General features: G+C 61.8%; 13 protein-coding genes. 3 read left to right on the forward strand and 10 right to left on the reverse strand.

Annotated elements, in window-relative coordinates:
• Window positions 1–57 precede the first annotated feature (57 nt).
• The gene (gene ilvC / locus PSJ8397_RS04195) at window positions 58–1,080 is read left to right on the forward strand and encodes a ketol-acid reductoisomerase (protein ID WP_085863267.1); all 1,023 of its coding nucleotides are present in this window, start codon (window positions 58–60) and stop codon (window positions 1,078–1,080) included.
• Window positions 1,081–1,172: 92 nt separating this feature from the next.
• Here the strand turns inward: ilvC and PSJ8397_RS16790 are convergent, their stop codons facing one another.
• Window positions 1,173–1,346, reverse strand: a complete 174-nt coding sequence (locus PSJ8397_RS16790; RefSeq protein ID WP_143515335.1) for a protein BatD — start codon at window positions 1,344–1,346, stop codon at window positions 1,173–1,175.
• A 79-nt stretch (window positions 1,347–1,425) separates the two neighbouring features.
• Here PSJ8397_RS16790 and PSJ8397_RS04200 point away from each other — a divergent pair, with 79 nt between their 5' ends.
• Window positions 1,426–2,331, forward strand: coding sequence for a DMT family transporter (locus PSJ8397_RS04200; protein ID WP_085863268.1), 906 nt, complete (start codon window positions 1,426–1,428; stop codon window positions 2,329–2,331).
• Here PSJ8397_RS04200 and glmM read toward each other — a convergent pair.
• From glmM to PSJ8397_RS04240, 8 genes are all read right to left on the reverse strand, one after another.
• Window positions 2,328–3,680, reverse strand: a complete 1,353-nt coding sequence (gene glmM / locus PSJ8397_RS04205) for a phosphoglucosamine mutase (RefSeq protein ID WP_085863269.1) — start codon at window positions 3,678–3,680, stop codon at window positions 2,328–2,330. The genes PSJ8397_RS04200 and glmM overlap by 4 nt on opposite strands.
• Before the next feature lie 10 nt (window positions 3,681–3,690).
• On the reverse strand, window positions 3,691–4,686 hold the full coding sequence (gene folP / locus PSJ8397_RS04210) for a dihydropteroate synthase (RefSeq protein WP_085863270.1): 996 nt from the start codon (window positions 4,684–4,686) through the stop codon (window positions 3,691–3,693).
• Complete coding sequence (locus tag PSJ8397_RS04215; RefSeq protein ID WP_085863271.1) at window positions 4,683–5,603, reverse strand: dihydroneopterin aldolase; 921 nt, start codon at window positions 5,601–5,603, stop codon at window positions 4,683–4,685. The genes folP and PSJ8397_RS04215 overlap by 4 nt, the downstream gene beginning before the upstream one ends.
• Before the next feature lie 96 nt (window positions 5,604–5,699).
• Window positions 5,700–6,362: a cell wall hydrolase gene (locus tag PSJ8397_RS04220; RefSeq protein ID WP_235000567.1), complete on the reverse strand. Its 663-nt coding sequence runs from the start codon at window positions 6,360–6,362 to the stop codon at window positions 5,700–5,702.
• Window positions 6,363–6,555: 193 nt separating this feature from the next.
• On the reverse strand, window positions 6,556–9,105 hold the full coding sequence (locus tag PSJ8397_RS04225; RefSeq protein WP_085863272.1) for a putative PEP-binding protein: 2,550 nt from the start codon (window positions 9,103–9,105) through the stop codon (window positions 6,556–6,558).
• 68 nt (window positions 9,106–9,173) lie between these two features.
• The gene (gene glyS / locus PSJ8397_RS04230) at window positions 9,174–11,207 is read right to left on the reverse strand and encodes a glycine--tRNA ligase subunit beta (protein ID WP_085863273.1); all 2,034 of its coding nucleotides are present in this window, start codon (window positions 11,205–11,207) and stop codon (window positions 9,174–9,176) included.
• A 3-nt stretch (window positions 11,208–11,210) separates the two neighbouring features.
• On the reverse strand, window positions 11,211–11,777 hold the full coding sequence (locus PSJ8397_RS04235; RefSeq protein WP_085863274.1) for a DUF6446 family protein: 567 nt from the start codon (window positions 11,775–11,777) through the stop codon (window positions 11,211–11,213).
• Window positions 11,774–12,691, reverse strand: coding sequence for a glycine--tRNA ligase subunit alpha (locus tag PSJ8397_RS04240; protein WP_085863275.1), 918 nt, complete (start codon window positions 12,689–12,691; stop codon window positions 11,774–11,776). Before PSJ8397_RS04240 ends, PSJ8397_RS04235 begins: the two co-directional genes overlap by 4 nt.
• A gap of 207 nt (window positions 12,692–12,898) precedes the next feature.
• On the opposite strand from PSJ8397_RS04240, the gene PSJ8397_RS04245 reads away from it, so the two are divergent.
• On the forward strand, window positions 12,899–14,653 hold the full coding sequence (locus PSJ8397_RS04245; protein ID WP_085863276.1) for a serine protease: 1,755 nt from the start codon (window positions 12,899–12,901) through the stop codon (window positions 14,651–14,653).
• Here the strand turns inward: PSJ8397_RS04245 and PSJ8397_RS04250 are convergent.
• Window positions 14,650–16,221: a thiamine pyrophosphate-binding protein gene (locus PSJ8397_RS04250; RefSeq protein WP_235000568.1), complete on the reverse strand. Its 1,572-nt coding sequence runs from the start codon at window positions 16,219–16,221 to the stop codon at window positions 14,650–14,652. The two genes, PSJ8397_RS04245 and PSJ8397_RS04250, sit on opposite strands and share 4 nt — an antisense overlap.

Genomic DNA, 16,221 nt, shown 5'->3' on the forward strand with positions numbered 1-16,221 from the left:
CACGTGCAAACCTCAGCCATAAGGGCGCCAATGCAACCGCAACAAAGGAATTGACCCATGCGCGTTTATTACGACCGTGACTGTGACGTGAACCTGATCAAGGACAAGAAAGTCGCCATTCTGGGCTATGGCTCCCAAGGCCACGCCCATGCGCTGAACCTGCGCGACAGCGGCGCCAAGAACCTCGTCGTTGCCCTGCGCGAAGGCTCCCCCTCTCAGGCCAAAGCCGAAGGCGAAGGCCTGCAGGTGATGGGCATCGCCGAAGCCGCCGCTTGGTGCGACGTCATCATGTTCACCATGCCCGATGAGCTTCAGGCGGAGACCTACAAAAAATACGTCCACGACAACATCAAGCCCGGTGCGGCCATCGCGTTCGCCCACGGCCTCAACGTGCACTTCGGCCTGATTGAGCCCAAAGAAGGCGTGGACGTCATCATGATGGCCCCCAAAGGCCCCGGCCACACCGTGCGCGGCGAATACACCAAAGGCGGCGGCGTGCCCTGCCTGATCGCGGTGCACCATGATGCCTCCGGTAAGGCGCAGGAAATCGGCCTGTCCTATTGCTCCGCCATCGGTGGCGGCCGCTCCGGCATCATCGAAACCAACTTCCGTCAGGAATGCGAAACCGACCTCTTTGGCGAACAGGCCGTTCTGTGCGGTGGCATTGTTGAGCTGATCCGCATGGGCTTTGAAACCTTGGTTGAAGCCGGCTACGAGCCTGAAATGGCCTATTTCGAGTGCTTGCACGAAACCAAGCTGATCGTGGACCTGATCTATGAAGGCGGCATCGCCAACATGAACTACTCGATCTCCAACACCGCGGAATACGGCGAATACGTCTCCGGCCCGCGCGTTCTGCCCTACGACGAGACCAAGAAGCGGATGAAAGACATCCTGACCGACATCCAGACGGGCAAATTCGTGCGTGACTTCATGCAGGAAAACGCTGTGGGTCAGCCCTTCTTCAAAGGCACCCGCCGCATCAACGATGAACACCAGATCGAACAGGTCGGTGAAAAGCTGCGCGCCATGATGCCCTGGATTTCCGACGGCAAAATGGTCGACAAAGCCAAGAACTAAGGTTTGCCGCCCCAAGGGGCACAAATCAAAACATCAAAGGGTGCCCCATCACGGGCGCCCTTTTTTTTGCGGTCAAAGCAGACCAATGGCCCTTATTTATCAGGGCCCACGGGGTTGGGGCCGGGGCCATCTTTGGCCAGCGATGATCTTTGTTCATACCGCGTGTGGTCAAGCTCTTTGGTGCGCCTACGGCTCCAAAGGGCGAACACGATGATGAATGCGAATGTGGCCAATGGCAAAAGCCAAACGAGGGGTAGGGTCTCCATAGTGAATCCTCCTTGAAGGATATGTGTTTCCAGTTAGGTATTGCCCTCTTAACGTCCCGCTCAAGTCTGAGGTTCCACCGTGGCCACGCCCCCGACCCTAGCCAACTGGCTGTCTATTCTCGCGCTTGGCCTGATTTGGGGGGCCACGTTTATGGTCGTTGCCATCGCGCTTGAGGGGTACGGCCCCCTCACCGTGGCCTGCGCGCGGACAACTTTGGGCGCGGTGTCCCTTCTGGTGTTGGTGCGCCTGATGGGACGCGAAATGCCACGCGACCGCCGGGTTTGGACCTACCTTTTGGTGATCGGCGTTTTGAACACCGCCCTTCCGTTTGCCCTGCTGTCATGGGGCCAGCAATATGTGCCGTCCGCCTTTGCGGGCATTTCCATGGCCGCGCTGCCCTTGTTTGTGTTCCCGCTGGCCCATCTGTTCACCGATGAAAAGATGTCCCTGCGCAAATCACTGGGCGTCACCATCGGCTTTTGCGGCGCGGCCGTGTTGATCGGCCCGCGTGCGTTTGATTTTGGCGAGGGCAGCGTGGCATTGGCGCAGCTGGCCTGCGTGGCGGCCTCTTTGTCTTATGCGGTGTCCAGCGTGCTGACCCGCCGCTGCCCGCCCGTCGACAGCATCGCCATGGCCGCGCTGACTTTGGTGGTGGGTGCGGTCTGCCTGATCCCCGCCATGCTGGTGTTTGAGGGCGTGCCCGCCTGGACCACAGACCGTGCTGGAACGGCGATCATCTTTCTTGGCCTAGTGCCCACCGCCCTTGCCGCGCTTCTGCGCGTGCAGGTCATCCGGACCGCCGGGTCCGTGTTCATGACGTTGGTGAACTATCAGGTCCCCGTCTGGTCCATGGTTTTCGGCGCGTGGATCCTGTCAGAGGCCCTGCCCATCCGGTTTTTCGTGGCCCTCGCCCTGATCCTGTGCGGCCTTGCTGTCAGCCAATGGGCCAGCCTCCGTGGCGTTTTGCGCGGTCTGCGCGGCTAGGCCGAAACGGAGGCCGCGGCCTCCACCTCGGCCACAATACCGTCAACCACAGTATGCAACAGCCCGTCGTCCACGCATTCGGCCATGACACGGATCAGCGGCTCAGTTCCCGATTTACGGATCAACAACCGCCCCTTGCCTGTCAAATCCGCCTCGGCCTGCGCAATTGCCGCCTTGACCGATGACGCGCCCAGCGGATCGGCATCCGCCGCGTACCGCACATTTTTCAGCATTTGCGGCACGGTTTCAAAGACTTGCGCCAATGCGGACGCCGATTGGTCCGTCTCAATCATCGCAGACAGAAATTGCAGCCCCGCCAGCAGCCCATCACCCGTGGTGGCATAATCGGTCATCACGATGTGGCCCGATTGTTCGCCGCCCAGATTAAACCCGCCCGCGCGCATGGCCTCAACCACATACCGGTCGCCCACAGCGGTGCGTTTCAGATGCAGCCCCTTGTCCGTCAAGAACCTCTCCAGCCCCAGATTTGACATCACAGTCGCCACCAACGTTCCGTTGCGCAGCCGGTCTGTCAGCGCCCAGCGGTGGGCAAAAAGCCCCATGATCTGGTCGCCATCGGCCACTTTGCCAGTCTCATCAAGGATCATCACGCGGTCGGCGTCACCGTCCAGACAGATGCCCACATCCGCTCCATGGGCCACAATCGCCTCTGCCGCCGTCTGCGGCGCAGTCGATCCGCAGCCTTCGTTGATGTTGCAGCCATTGGGCGCATTGCCCACGGGGATCACTGTCGCGCCAAGCTCCCACAAAACCTCGGGGGCGACACGGTGTGCTGCGCCATTGGCGCAATCAATCACAACCTTCAGACCCGCCAGTGATTTGCCCCCGAGCGTCCCCTTCAGGCGTTCGGCATAGCGGAACCGCCCATCATCGATGCGTTTGGCGCGACCGATGTTCTGGGCCTGCGCGGGGGCAATCTCACCCTCAAGCAACGCCTCAATCTCCGCCTCCGCCTCATCGCTCAGCTTGAACCCATCAGGCCCGAAAAACTTGATTCCGTTGTCCTGCGCGGGGTTGTGGCTGGCCGAAATCATGATGCCCAGATCAGCCCGCATGGAGGTCGTCAACATGCCCACCGCAGGGGTCGGCACCGGCCCCAAAAGCAGCACATTCATCCCCGTAGAGGTCAGCCCCGCCGTCAGCGCGCTTTCGAACATATAACCGGACAAACGCGTGTCCTTGCCAATCACCACGCGGTGCCCATTGCTGCCATCGTTGCGGAAATACCGGCCCGCTGCGGCCCCGATTTTCAATGCCATCTCAGCGGTCATCGGATACTGGTTTGCCGTGCCCCGTACGCCGTCGGTGCCAAAAAACTTACGTGCCATGTGGGTCGCCCTAACTTACTGCCATGTGCAGGCTCAGCGCCTGTCTTGTCTCTTTGGTATCATGGACGCGCAAGATTTGCACACCCTGACGCACCCCATGCAGCGCCACCGCGATGGAACCGGGCGCACGGTCGCGGGCCTCGGGCGCGGCCCCCAAGGTTCCGATGAACCGTTTGCGGGATGCCCCCAGCAAAATCGCACAGCCAAGGCTATGAAAGATTGACAGATTTTTGAGAAGGACAAGGTTGTGATCCAACGTCTTACCAAACCCGATACCCGGATCGACGATGATCTGATCACGGCGAATTCCTGCCGCCTCGGCCACGGCCACGCGGGCCTCAAGAAAGTCATAGACGTCCAGCACCACATCTTCATAGGTCGGATCGTCCTGCATCGTGGCAGGATCGCCCTGCGCATGCATCAAACAGCATGGCGCACCGGCGGCTGCCGTGACCTCTGCCATGGCCGGATCAAAGGTGAAGGCCGCCACGTCATTGACCACATCGGCCCCCGCCGTCAGCGCGGCCTGCGCCACAGGCGCTTTGCGCGTGTCGATGGATATGGGCGTGGTGTCTGCGGCCCGGATCGCGGCAATCACGGGGGCTGTGCGGGCAATCTCGTCGGCCTCGTCCACAAAAGCCGCCCCCGGCCGTGTGCTTTCCCCCCCAATGTCGAGGATATCTGCCCCCTCCGCCACCATTGCCCGCGCTTGCGCCAATGCCGCATCAGGCGCGTTGAACAGCCCCCCATCCGAGAAACTGTCGGGCGTGACGTTCAAGATCCCCATCAGCCGTGGCGTGTCCATCGACAGGCCAGACACAGACGCGCGGCATGCCGTCAATCGCTCGATTACCGCGCTCGGGGTCTCGTGCAGCGGCACGAGGGTCCGGGCGCCACCCCGTTCGATCCGCTCCACATGGCTCACCCACGTCCAGCCACCGGCCAGCCGCTCAGCGCCCTTGGGCCGGTGCCCATCCGTCTGCGGGATCGCACGCCAGTAGGTCATAACACCCGCACCGGAACGTCCGCCGCATGGGCTGTATCGGGGGCCGCCCCGCCTGCAATGACCAATTCACAAGCCTGCATATGGTTCGCGAACCATGCCGCCAGCGCCCGTGCATCCGCAGGCTCGGCACTTGGCCCATCGACGGCATCCAGAACCATCTTGGACGGGGCCCAGACACAGATTTGGCCGTTCTTCATGGCCCAATCCAGTTCGGTCATCGTGCCCACGACGACACACCGTTTGTCACGGCCCGCCAGAACCCAGGCGTTTTGCTCAATCGCCAGCAGATCAATGCGACGTTGGGCTTGCTCCACCGCTGCCTGAGGGGCCGCAATTTCCGCCGCGCCGACACAGAAAATAACCGGCGCGTCGCCTGCGGCCATCTCGTCGATCACACCGGCAACCGCGTCCGACGCCATCACCGCATTCGACAAATACACAACCCGCGGATGCGGATCCTCAACCGTTTCCACCGCAGCCTCAGGGTTGCCGCCCTTTTCGCGTACGATCTCAACCCCAAGCGAATACGGCCCGCGGTCGATCTTTTCGATCCGCACGAAGACCCGCAAGGCTTGAGGTTCCAGCAAAATCCGCTCCGCCACGCGGGCGGCCAGCGTTTCCAAAAGGTTCAGACGTTCTGCGCCCAACTCTATATCAATGGCCTCGGTCACACGGTCATAGCTGAGGATACGGTCCACATCGTCGTCGATCGGGCCCGTCAGCGCCGCGACCTCGACCACCACATTGAACTTGATGCGTTGCAAAGCCCCACGTTCTTGCTGAAATGCACCGATCTCAACCTCAAGAATGTAATCACGCAGGGAAATACGGTCGCGCAGGCCGCCACTGCCCTCGGGCGCCGTGGCCTCGGCCCGTTCCGCAGGGTGGGCGAAGGCCAATTTCGTGTCGCTGCTCATGTCGCGTCCTTACATCCGATCTCGCTCGGATACTAAGAGGAGTGCCCACAAACAAGGGGCAAGCAGCGCCGCCTGCCCCTCCAATCGCGACCTGTTTTAGCCTTGGCGGTAGAAGTGGTGTGCGCCGATGGTGGTGGTGCGCGGAAAGATTCGCGCCCAGCGAGGGTTCACCGCGCGGGTGTGATAATAAAGCGCCCCATCGGTCAGTTCACGAGGGGCGCCATCCATCAGAAGGCGGGCCACCTTTCCGACCCGTTCCCATGAGGCCTGTTCGTGGATCTGTTCGGGCCGCCCATCGCAGGTGTATGTGAACTGGCAGGCGTAGATGCGCCCAGTGCCCTGGTTGATCACACCACACAGCGTGCTTGGAAAGCGGGCGCTGTCCACACGGTTCATGATGACTTCGCCCACCGCAAACAAGCCCCGCGCACTTTCGCCGCGCGCTTCGAAATACAGGGCCTCCGCCAGGCAGCGCCATTGTTCGCCGCCAGATGCTGTCGGCTGGGAGGCAAGGAAAGCGTTGTCATAGGTGATGATGTCAGGTGCCGTCGGGATATTGCGCGCCGATGCGGGGGGCAAGGCCGTCAATGCCGCCACACGGGCCGATGGAACCTCTGCAATCGCTGTGCGTTCCTGACCCAGAAGCGCGCTCAGCCGCGCGGCCAGAACCTCATCCGCCTGTGCTGAAGTCACACTGGCCGCAACAGCCAAACCCGCACCTGCAAGGCGCACCCAGCGCCCGAACATCGCTTTGAACATACCCGTTCCCCAATAACGCGCGGCGGTCCGCGCAATCTTGGGCGTCTTTAAAAGGTTCAACCGGCTTCGTCCACCCACCCCAGCTGCGTCAAAGCTGCGTATCACGCAATTGCGATCTGGCCACCTAGGATCAGGGAGCGTCGGGCCTAGCGCCTTGAAACCAAAGATATCTTTATACGCGCGGCCTGCGGCCCTACCGCCCGATTTTGTCTTTGACGGCCAGCTGGGCGGCGGAAAGCCGCGCAACCGGCACGCGAAACGGCGAACATGAAACATAGTCAAAGCCCTGCGCACGACAAAAAGCGATGGCCGCCGTGTCGCCGCCATGTTCGCCACAAATCGACAAAGTCACATCAGGTCTGCCTGCGCGTCCCCGTTCGGCGCCCAGCTTCAACAACTCCCCCACACCGTCCAGATCAAGGGTGTGGAACGGATCCTCTTCATAGACACGCAGCTTGACATAATCGGACATAAAGCGGCCCGCGTCATCCCGTGAAAGGCCGTATGTCATCTGCGTCAGGTCGTTGGTGCCGAACGACAGGAACGTCGCATGTTCCGCAATATCCTGCGACCGCATCGCGGCACGCGGCGTCTCAACCATCACACCCAGTTTGTAATCAAAATCAACGCCGGTTTCTGTGCGCACCGCCGCCGCCACGGATTCGATGCGGCTTTCGATCAATTCCACCTCACGTTTGGCGCTGACCAGCGGCACCATGATCTCAGGGACGACAACATTGCCCTCATCGGACACGGCCACGGTGGCCTGAAAGATCGCACGCGCCTGCATGTCGTAAATCTCGGGCACCGTCAGGCCCAGCCGGACGCCGCGCATGCCCAACATGGGGTTGTATTCGGTCAAATCCTCAACCCGCGCGGTGACCTCGGCCATGGGCACATCCAACAGCTCCGCCAGATCGCGCAGGCCGGATTTACCCGCGGGCAGGAATTCATGGAGCGGCATGTCAAACAGACGAATGCAAACAGGCTGCCCCTGCATGATCTGAAACAGCTCTTTGAAATCAGACCGTTGCAGCGGCATCAGCCGTTCCAGCACCGCAGCGCGGCCCTGCGCGGTGTCCGCGAAAATCATCTCCCGCATCAGATCCACGCGGTCGCCGTCAAAGAACATATGTTCCGTTCGGCACAGCCCGATGCCTTGCGCCTTGAAATTATGGGCCGTCTTGGCATCTGCAGGCGTGTCAGCATTGGCCCGAATGCCAATATCGCGCACATCATCCGCCCAGGACAGCAGCGTCTGGAACGCATCATCAAGCGCGGCCTCCAACATCCGAGGCTCCCCCGCCAACAGCTGACCGGTCGTGCCATCCACCGTCACAATGTCACCGGCGGCAAACACCCGCCCGTCGGGGGCCGTGATGGTGCGGTGGCGCTCATCCACGTCCAGATCACCCGCCCCCACAATGCACGGCAGACCGATGCCCCGCCCGATCACGGCGGCATGGCTTGTGATGCCCCCGCGCAGGGTGACGACAGCGGCGGCGGCATGCATGCCGCGAATGTCCTCGGGCGTGGTTTCGCGGCGCACCAACACGCAGGCCTCAGCACGGGCGGCACTGGCCTGCGCCTCATTGGCGCTAAAGACAAGCTGGCCGCGCGCCGCACCGGGGCTGGCCGGAATGCCGCGCACGATCACATCGCGGGTGGCATCCCGCGCAATCTGACGGTGCAGCAATTCAGACAGGGCCGCAGGCTGCACCCGCATCACCGCCTCTTGTCGCGGGATCACGCCACTTTCGGCCAGATCAACGGCGATCCGCACGGCGGCCTGCGGGCTGCGCTGCACACGCACCGCGTCCAGAATGGTCAACTGGCCGTCGCGCAAAATGAACTTGATCTCCATTTCCTCGCGCAGACGCAATCGCCCCAAAGCGCCGAATTCAATCAATGTGGCAAAGGCCTCGGGCGCTTGATCCTGCAACGATGGCCCGCGCGGATCACGTGTCAGAAACAGCGCGTCCTTGGCATCGCGCAGCGTTTCGGAATGCAGGGCCTGCGGCACGAAACGGCCGTTGATTTGTTCTGCGCCCGTGGCGCTGTCGACGAACTGGATGACACCAGATCCACACACGCCCTCCCCCACGGCCAGCGCCATGCCCTGCACAACCAGCCCCAGCCCCGCATCCGCAGGCGCGCCCTTGGCTTGCCGCAACAGGCGCGCGGTCGTGCCTTCCCAGGTGCGCGCCATGGACCGCAGCACCTCGGCCAACTGCTCTGCGACGTTTTGCGGGAATTCCGCGTCCATCTCGGCCTCATAGGTGTTCAGCATCGCGCGCAAGGCATCCGCAGACGGATGATCGGGCAGATAAAACTCCTCAGGGTCCAGCCGCGCGACCTCAACCGCGAAAGACTGGATATATCGCATGTAGATGCGCGTGGCCGCCTCTGCCCCCAGCGCCTCAGACAATTCCGCATGTTTGGCGTCGTTCATCCCGATGTTGAGCATGGCCCCAGGCCCGCCCCAATCGGGATCCATGCTGGAGGGGCGCACGGACAGCAACGGCGCCTCCTCAAAATGACGCAGGATTTGCGGCGTATCCACGGCCTGACCACCCGCAATCGCGCGCACCGCATCAAACGACAGCGCCACCGTGGTCGGCACCGGCATATCCAGCCGGATCAGCCGCTGCAGACATTTCGCCCGCCCACCATGAATGTCCGCGGCCATCGGCGCGGTCTTGGTGACAAGGCACAAATCCTTGAGTGTAATTACTTTCTGCACCGCAGCACTCCTCCGCCGCGCACCATAATCAGCTGCGCGGACAGGGCAAGTGTAACATCAAGTTGACGTTAGCCCTCAAGTTTTCGAAGGTCTGCGACACTCAGGCAGATCGTGCGGATACGGTGCAACAGATTCAGACGGTTACGCCGCAAAAGCTCTGTGTCCGCGTTGATCTGAACGGCTTCAAAAAAGGCATCAATCGGCGCACGCAGGTCCGCCATCGCGGACATGGCGGCGGCAAAATCCTCAGACGCCATGGCGGGCGCGATCTTTGCATCCGCAGCATCAAGGGCCGCAAACAGCGCCTTTTCCGCATCCTCTTCGGCAAATTTGATGTCCGCGCCAAAGGAATATTCCACGCCGTCTTTCTCTTCGGCCTGTGACAGGATGTTGTTGGCGCGTTTGAAGCCCTGGATCAGGTTTTCACCGTCATCGGTCTTCAAAAACGCCGCCAGCGCGCGGGCGCGGTTGACCAACAATAGCAAATCATCCGACCCCGGCATCGCCAATGACGCGTCAATCACATCATGGCTGATCCCCTCATCGCGCAAGTAGACCTTGAGGCGGTCGTGGAAGAAGGAGAGGAGGTCGGCGTCCTTCACAAAACCCGACAGCTTCAATGTCAGCGTATTTTCCAACACCAATCGGATCACGCCCAGCGCCGCACGCCGCAGCGCAAACGGGTCCTTCGACCCCGTCGGCTTTTCATCAATCGCCCAAAACCCGGTGAGTTTATCGAGCTTTTCCGCCAACGCCACGGCCACAGACACCGGTGCGGTTGGCACGTCATCGGACGGGCCCAGCGGGGAATAATGTTCCTCAGCCGCAGCGGCCACAGCATCGGACAGGCCCGCTTCTTTGGCGTAATACCGCCCCATAAGCCCTTGAAGATCGGGGAATTCATAGATCATCTCAGACGACAGATCCGCCTTGGCAAACCGCGCCGCCGCCTCGGCCTCATCCGCGTCGGCGCCCACCAGCGGCGCCACTTCAGCTGACAGTTTCGCCATCCGGTCCACCAATTCGGCCACCGTGCCCAGTTTGTTGTGGAACGTGACCTTGCGCAGGGCATCTGTCCATTCCGTGCCGCCCTTTTTGGCGACCCGCAAATCGTTTTCCCAAAAGAATTTCGCGTCCGACAAACGGGCAAACAGCACCTTCTGGTTACCGGCCAAAATCGTGGCCCCGTTGTCCGCCGTTTCGCGGTTGGCGACGGTCACGAACCGCACGACTTGGCCGGTTTTGTCCCGCACGGAAAAGAACTTCTGGTGCTCTTTCATCGAGGCGGTCAAAACCTCGGGCGGCAGGCTGCGGAAGTCTTCCGCGATGGTGCCCATCAGAACGACGGGCCATTCCACCAGCCCGGCCACTTCGGCCAACAGGCCCTTGTCTTCGACCAGCTCCAGCCCTGCGGCAAAGGCCTGATTGGACGCCTCAGACCAGATCATATCCGCCCGTTCATCGGCCCGCAGAACGACCTTGGCGCGCTTCAACTTCGCCTCATAATCATCGAAAGAGACAACAGAAAATGCATCCGGCGCCAGAAAGCGGTGGCCCTTGGTCACGTCGCTAGACACGATCCCGTCCACATCGACAGGCACTACCGTTGCACCGGCCTCATCGGTCAGGATGCACAGGATCGAATGCAGCGGGCGCACCCATTTCAGGCTGCCACTGCCCCACCGCATGGATTTGGGCCAGGGGAAGCTGCGCACCGTCGCCTCAAGCACCTCAGCGATGATATCGTCCGCGGGGCGGCCCGTCTTTTCGATGACCGCAAAATAGACCTCACCCTTGCCGGTGTCGCGCACCTGCAAGTCGTCACGGGACACGCCCGCGCCCCGGCAAAAGCCATCAATTGCGGGATCCGGCGCGCCGACCTTGGGGCCCTTGCGCTCTTCGCGGGTGTTGGGGCTTTCGGCCGTCAGGCCTTCGACCGACAGTGTCAGGCGGCGCGGCGTGGAAAAGGCCCCGGCGCTTGCGTAGGTCAGGCCTGCGTCGACCAAACCGTTGGTCACCAATTGCTGCAAATCCTTGGCCGCCTTGGCCTGCATCCGCGCTGGAATTTCCTCTGAGAAGAGTTCAATCAAAAGATCGGGCATGGGTCAGTCCTCCGCCCCTGTTTGTTCAAATTCTGCAATGTCGGGGCATGTCTCTGGCGGGGTATCGCCAGCAAAAAGCGCCTCACCGCACGCATTCAGCTGATGCCAGACAAAGCCGCGCCCGTCCGGGAACACAGCCGCCATCCGGTCCACCCCGTATGAGATGTTTTCCATGCCGCGAAAGGCCACGGCCTCACCCGTTTCAATCGCTTGGCCCACCTCGCGGGCATCATAGCAATCAAACCAGCCCACCGTGGTCAGCGGCTCGGCGTTGTCCGCAATCACGTAGGTTTCCGTAAGCATCGCAAGGCTTTGCGGCGTGGTAAAGCAGGCGCGAAACGACAGATCACCAGACAGGCGCACACCGTCCTGCACCGTGTCGAGACCCTTTACATTTTCCGCGATAATTGCCTCTAATTCCCCACCCTCAAGCGTCTGAAGTTGTACTTCTCCAACCTCAAGCGATGATAATTCTGCCCAGCCTGCGTAGTTTTGCAGATAGATCATTCCAGCGCCGGCCAGCACGCCCGACCCAATGATCGCGGCGATTGCAAATTGCGTTTTGTTCATGCGGCACCCCCTGCGGCGGTCTGCACAAAGGCATCCGCGCACAGCTTGGCCAGCGCACGCACCCGCCCGATGTAGGCCTGCCGTTCGGTGACAGAAATCACCCCCCGTGCATCCAGCAGATTAAACAGATGCGAGGCCTTGATGCATTGGTCATAGGCAGGTTGAGCCATGACGATTTTCAGGCCCGTCTTGGGGTCAATCTGTTCATTCGCCAAAATCGCCGCACATTCACGCTCCGCATCCTCGAAATGCTTCAGCAGGATGTCCGTGTCGGCAATGTCGAAATTCCAGCGCGAGTATTCCTGTTCGTTCTGCAAAAACACATCGCCATAGGTCAGCGCGATAGGCGCGTCTGGGTCATTGTAGGGCATATCCATCACGTGATCCACGCCCAGAACATACATCGCCAGACGTTCCAGCCCGTAGGTCAGCTCACCGGACACAGGGTGACAGTCGTGTCCACCAACCTGTTGAAAATACGTGAATTGCGACACTTCCATGCCGTCACACCAGACTTCCCAGCCCAGGCCCCAGGCGCCCAGCGTCGGACTTTCCCAATCGTCCTCGACAAAGCGGATGTCGTGCATGTCCATGTCGATGCCGATGGCCTGCAAGGATCCCAGATACAGGTCCTGCAAATCCGGCGGGCTGGGTTTAATCAACACCTGATACTGGTAGTAGTGCTGCAACCGGTTGGGGTTGGCCCCGTAGCGCCCATCAGTGGGACGCCGCGACGGCTGCACATAGGCCGCAGCCCACGGCACAGACCCAAGCGACCGCAGGGTTGTGGCGGGGTGAAAGGTGCCTGCGCCAACCTCCAGGTCATAGGGCTGCATGATCGCGCAGCCCTTCGCGGCCCAGTAGTCCTGAAGCCTAAGGATAATCTCCTGAAAACTGCGCGGTGTGTTGGTCATGGCATGCCTCTTGCGGTTCTGCGCTCCGTTTAGGGGCCTGCGCCCACAGGGTCAATGCGCCCAGAGTGCCGCAAATGCCACGAAACCCGCCCAAATCCTTGTGATCTCTGTCTTTTCGGCGTGCCATTTCGCCTGCCTTTGCGTAAAAACTGGTCTGTCCGCCCTTTATGCGGACGGATCATGTGATCGAAGGACAGTTTTGACGTTATGGCACGCCTTTTTTACGCTCTGATTTTCAGCATTTTTGCCGCTTTTCCGGCGGCTGCCCAACAATCCGTCTGGGTCCAGATCGAAGCCCAGCGCACCCTGACCGGCGCACAAGACGCAGCCCGCGGGTATTCCGCCGCAGGGGTTGAGGACGTCACGGGCTTTGCCTTGCCCGGCGGGTGGTATGGCATCGCCCTTGGCCCCTATTCCGCGGCCAAGGCAAACACCGAACTGCGTCGCTTGCGCGCGGCCCGTTTGATCCCATCCGACAGCTACATTGTGGATGGCGGCCGATTCCGTACGCAATTCTGGCCCGTGGGCGGCGCAACAGCGGCCCCCGAACAGCCCAACAACGCTGAGGCCGCAACACCCCCCCCACAAACCGACGCCGACACACCCGTCGAACCTGACCCCATCCAGATCCCTGATGAAACCCGCGCACAGGCTCAGGCCAGCGAACAGCTGCTGGACCGTGACCAGAAACGTGCGCTTCAGGTCGCTCTGCAATGGGCGGGCGTTTACAACGGCGCGATTGACGGGCTCTATGGGCGCGGGACGCGGGCCTCCATGTCCGCCTGGCAAGAGGCCAACAACCATGAGGTCACGGGCGTTCTGACCACCGCCCAGCGCGCGGAACTTCTGGGCGCTTACAACGCCATTCTGGACGGCATGGGCCTGCAACTGGTGCGCGACGACGCCACCGGGATTGAGATGCAAATCCCCACCGGTGTGGTTGAGTTCATGGAATACGAGCCCCCGTTCGCGCGCTTTGACCCCTCTGGTGAGCTTGACGCACAGGTCCTTCTGATTTCCCAGCCCGGCGACCAGACCCGTCTGTTTGGCCTGTATGAGATCCTTCAAACGCTTGAGATCATCCCCACCGAAGGCCCCCGCAGCCGCCGCGACCGCAGCTTTGAAATCGAAGGCACCGACAGCACGCGTCACACCTACGTCACGGCACGGCTTGAGGGCGGACAGATCAAGGGCTTCATCCTTGTCTGGCCTGCGGGCGATGACGACCGCCGCCGCCGTGTGTTGGCCGAAATGCAAGCCAGCTTTGCCACCGTTGACGGTGTGCTTGATCCTGCCATTGCGCGCCCGGATGAGGCCCAGGCGATCGATCTGATCGCGGGGCTTGAGGTCCGCAAACCCATCCGTGACCGCTCCGGCTTTTTCATCAACGCCGCAGGTGACGTTTTGACCACGACAGAGGCCGTGGGCGACTGCACGCAAATCACCCTCGGCTTGCAGCATGACGCCACCATCGCCCACACCGACGAAAATCGCGGCCTTGTGGTCTTGCGCCCCACCGCCGCGCTGGCGCCCCCTGCCGTTGCGGAATTCCAGACCGGCGTGCCGCGTCTTCAGGCCGAAGTTGCTGTGGCGGGCTTTCCCTATGGCAACGTGCTGACGACCCCTGCCCTGACCTTCGGCACGCTGGCCGACATCCGTGGCCTGAACGGCGAAGAACAGGTCAAACGTCTGTCGATTTTCGCCCAAGCCGGTGACGCGGGCGGCCCTGTCTATGACAACGGCGGAGCTGTGTTGGGCATGCTGCTGCCCAAAATACCTCAAAACGGCCAGACCCTGCCGCCTGAGGTGTCCTTCTCCCTCGATGCGACAGAAATCGTGGCCATGGCGCAGGACGCAGGCATTGAGGTGACAACAACGTCCTCCGTCGCCTACATGACACCGGAGGCCCTGACCGACATGGCCGCAGACATGACCGTTCTGGTCAGCTGCTGGGCGGATTAATCCGCCCCGCCCGTCCCCGATCCGACACACTCAGGCGTCAGGCGGATCACCGTGGGCCGATCCGCCGCAAAGGCGGCCTGCAGCGCGGGTGCAATGTCGTTTAACGTGGCGGGCTGCGTCGCATAAGCGCCGTAAGCTTCCGCCAGCTTGAGGAAATCGGGATTGCGCTGGATCACGGCATTGGGTGCGATCTGGGCGCGGACCATGCTGTCCTCGATCTCCCCCAGTTTGCCATTGTCCCATAGCAAAATGACCAACGGCAGGCCCAGTTCCACGGCCGTGCCAAGTTCAGCAATCGTATATTGCAGCCCGTAATCCCCGATCAGGCAGACAGTGGGCTGGCCCTGTCGTGCCACAGCGCCCCCGATGGCCGCAGGCAGCGCGTAGCCCAGCGTGCCAAAGCCCGAAGGATGGTGCCAATGATGGGGGCGGGGCATGTCCCAAACCTCTTTGGCGCCGTAAGCCAGTTGGCACATGTCCGAATAGATCATCGCGTCGTCAGGCATCCCCGCGCGCAATGCATCGCTCAGCGGCACAATCCCAGGGCGCTCCGCGGCCAGCTCCGCCCGCCAGGTGGCCCGCCGTTTGGCGATCATGTCAGCCGACCAGCGCGACGGTTTGGCCCCCTGCGGCAGGGCCGCCGCCCAGCGCTGCAAAACTGCACCAGCGTCGCCGACAATGCCGTGATCCTCAGGCCCCAACCCTGCGGTGACGGCGGGGTCGATATCCACACGGATCATGGGACAGGTATGCCCCAACGCATCGCGCCAGATGTCGACTTCGGCCAGTTCCGTGCCCAACGCCACCACCACATCGGCCTCAGCCGCGACATCCGCAAAATCAGGCCGCGATATCGCACTGCCCAAAAACAGCGGATCGGCGCTGTCGACCATTCCGCGCCCCGCAAAGGTGACGGCACTGGCCGCCCCTGTCTTGTCCAGAACCGCGCGGATCGCATCAAACCCGGATCGCACCCCGCCTCCAAAGATAAACAGCGGTTTGTCGGCGGCGGCAATCGCCTGTGCTGCCGCCTCAACCGATGCGGCGGGGGCCTGTGGCAGCTGCCCCAAAACAGGTGCTGCGGGTGCATCCACGGCCCGTGCCTCAAGCTGGGCGATGGGCACATGGATGGCCTTGGGGCGGGGACGAGCTGTCGCAAACTCCCCCATGGCGCGGTCGACAAGCGCATAGGCCGCCCTTGTCGTATGGGCCGTCGCTGACCAGTCACACACGGTGCGCCCCGCCTCTTCTTGATTGCGCATCTGGTGCAACTGCCCCTTGCGCGCCGCGACCTCATCCAGACAGGACGCCACGGCCAGCACCGATACGCTATCCGAATACGCCTGCCCCAGCGCCGTCATCGCGTTTACAAACCCTGGCCCCGTGATCAGGTAACACACCCCCGGTTTGCCCGAAGCGCGCGCATAGCCATCGGCCATGAACCCCGCCCCCTGTTCGTGGCGTGCCAGAACGTGGGTAATGCCCGCCTCTTCGATGCCGCGATACATTTCTTGGTTGTGCACCCCGGGGATGCCGAAAATGACATCGACGCCGCGCGCCTTTAACAT

This window comes from Pseudooctadecabacter jejudonensis (assembly GCF_900172275.1).
Classification (GTDB): Bacteria; Pseudomonadota; Alphaproteobacteria; order Rhodobacterales; family Rhodobacteraceae; genus Octadecabacter; species Octadecabacter jejudonensis.

Excerpts from the sequence above, each read along its gene's own strand:
- PSJ8397_RS04250 (WP_235000568.1), bottom strand. The coding sequence starts at position 16,221 with ATGTTAAAGGCGCGCGGCGTCGATGTCATTTTCGGCATCCCCGGGGTG.
- ilvC (WP_085863267.1), top strand. The coding sequence starts at position 58 with ATGCGCGTTTATTACGACCGTGACTGTGACGTGAACCTGATCAAGGAC.
- PSJ8397_RS04245 (WP_085863276.1), top strand. The coding sequence starts at position 12,899 with ATGGCACGCCTTTTTTACGCTCTGATTTTCAGCATTTTTGCCGCTTTT.
- glyS (WP_085863273.1), bottom strand. The coding sequence starts at position 11,207 with ATGCCCGATCTTTTGATTGAACTCTTCTCAGAGGAAATTCCAGCGCGG.
- PSJ8397_RS04215 (WP_085863271.1), bottom strand. The coding sequence starts at position 5,603 with ATGAGCAGCGACACGAAATTGGCCTTCGCCCACCCTGCGGAACGGGCC.
- PSJ8397_RS04235 (WP_085863274.1), bottom strand. The coding sequence starts at position 11,777 with ATGAACAAAACGCAATTTGCAATCGCCGCGATCATTGGGTCGGGCGTG.
- PSJ8397_RS04240 (WP_085863275.1), bottom strand. The coding sequence starts at position 12,691 with ATGACCAACACACCGCGCAGTTTTCAGGAGATTATCCTTAGGCTTCAG.
- PSJ8397_RS04220 (WP_235000567.1), bottom strand. The coding sequence starts at position 6,362 with ATGTTCAAAGCGATGTTCGGGCGCTGGGTGCGCCTTGCAGGTGCGGGT.
- glmM (WP_085863269.1), bottom strand. The coding sequence starts at position 3,680 with ATGGCACGTAAGTTTTTTGGCACCGACGGCGTACGGGGCACGGCAAAC.
- folP (WP_085863270.1), bottom strand. The coding sequence starts at position 4,686 with ATGACCTACTGGCGTGCGATCCCGCAGACGGATGGGCACCGGCCCAAG.
- PSJ8397_RS16790 (WP_143515335.1), bottom strand. The coding sequence starts at position 1,346 with ATGGAGACCCTACCCCTCGTTTGGCTTTTGCCATTGGCCACATTCGCA.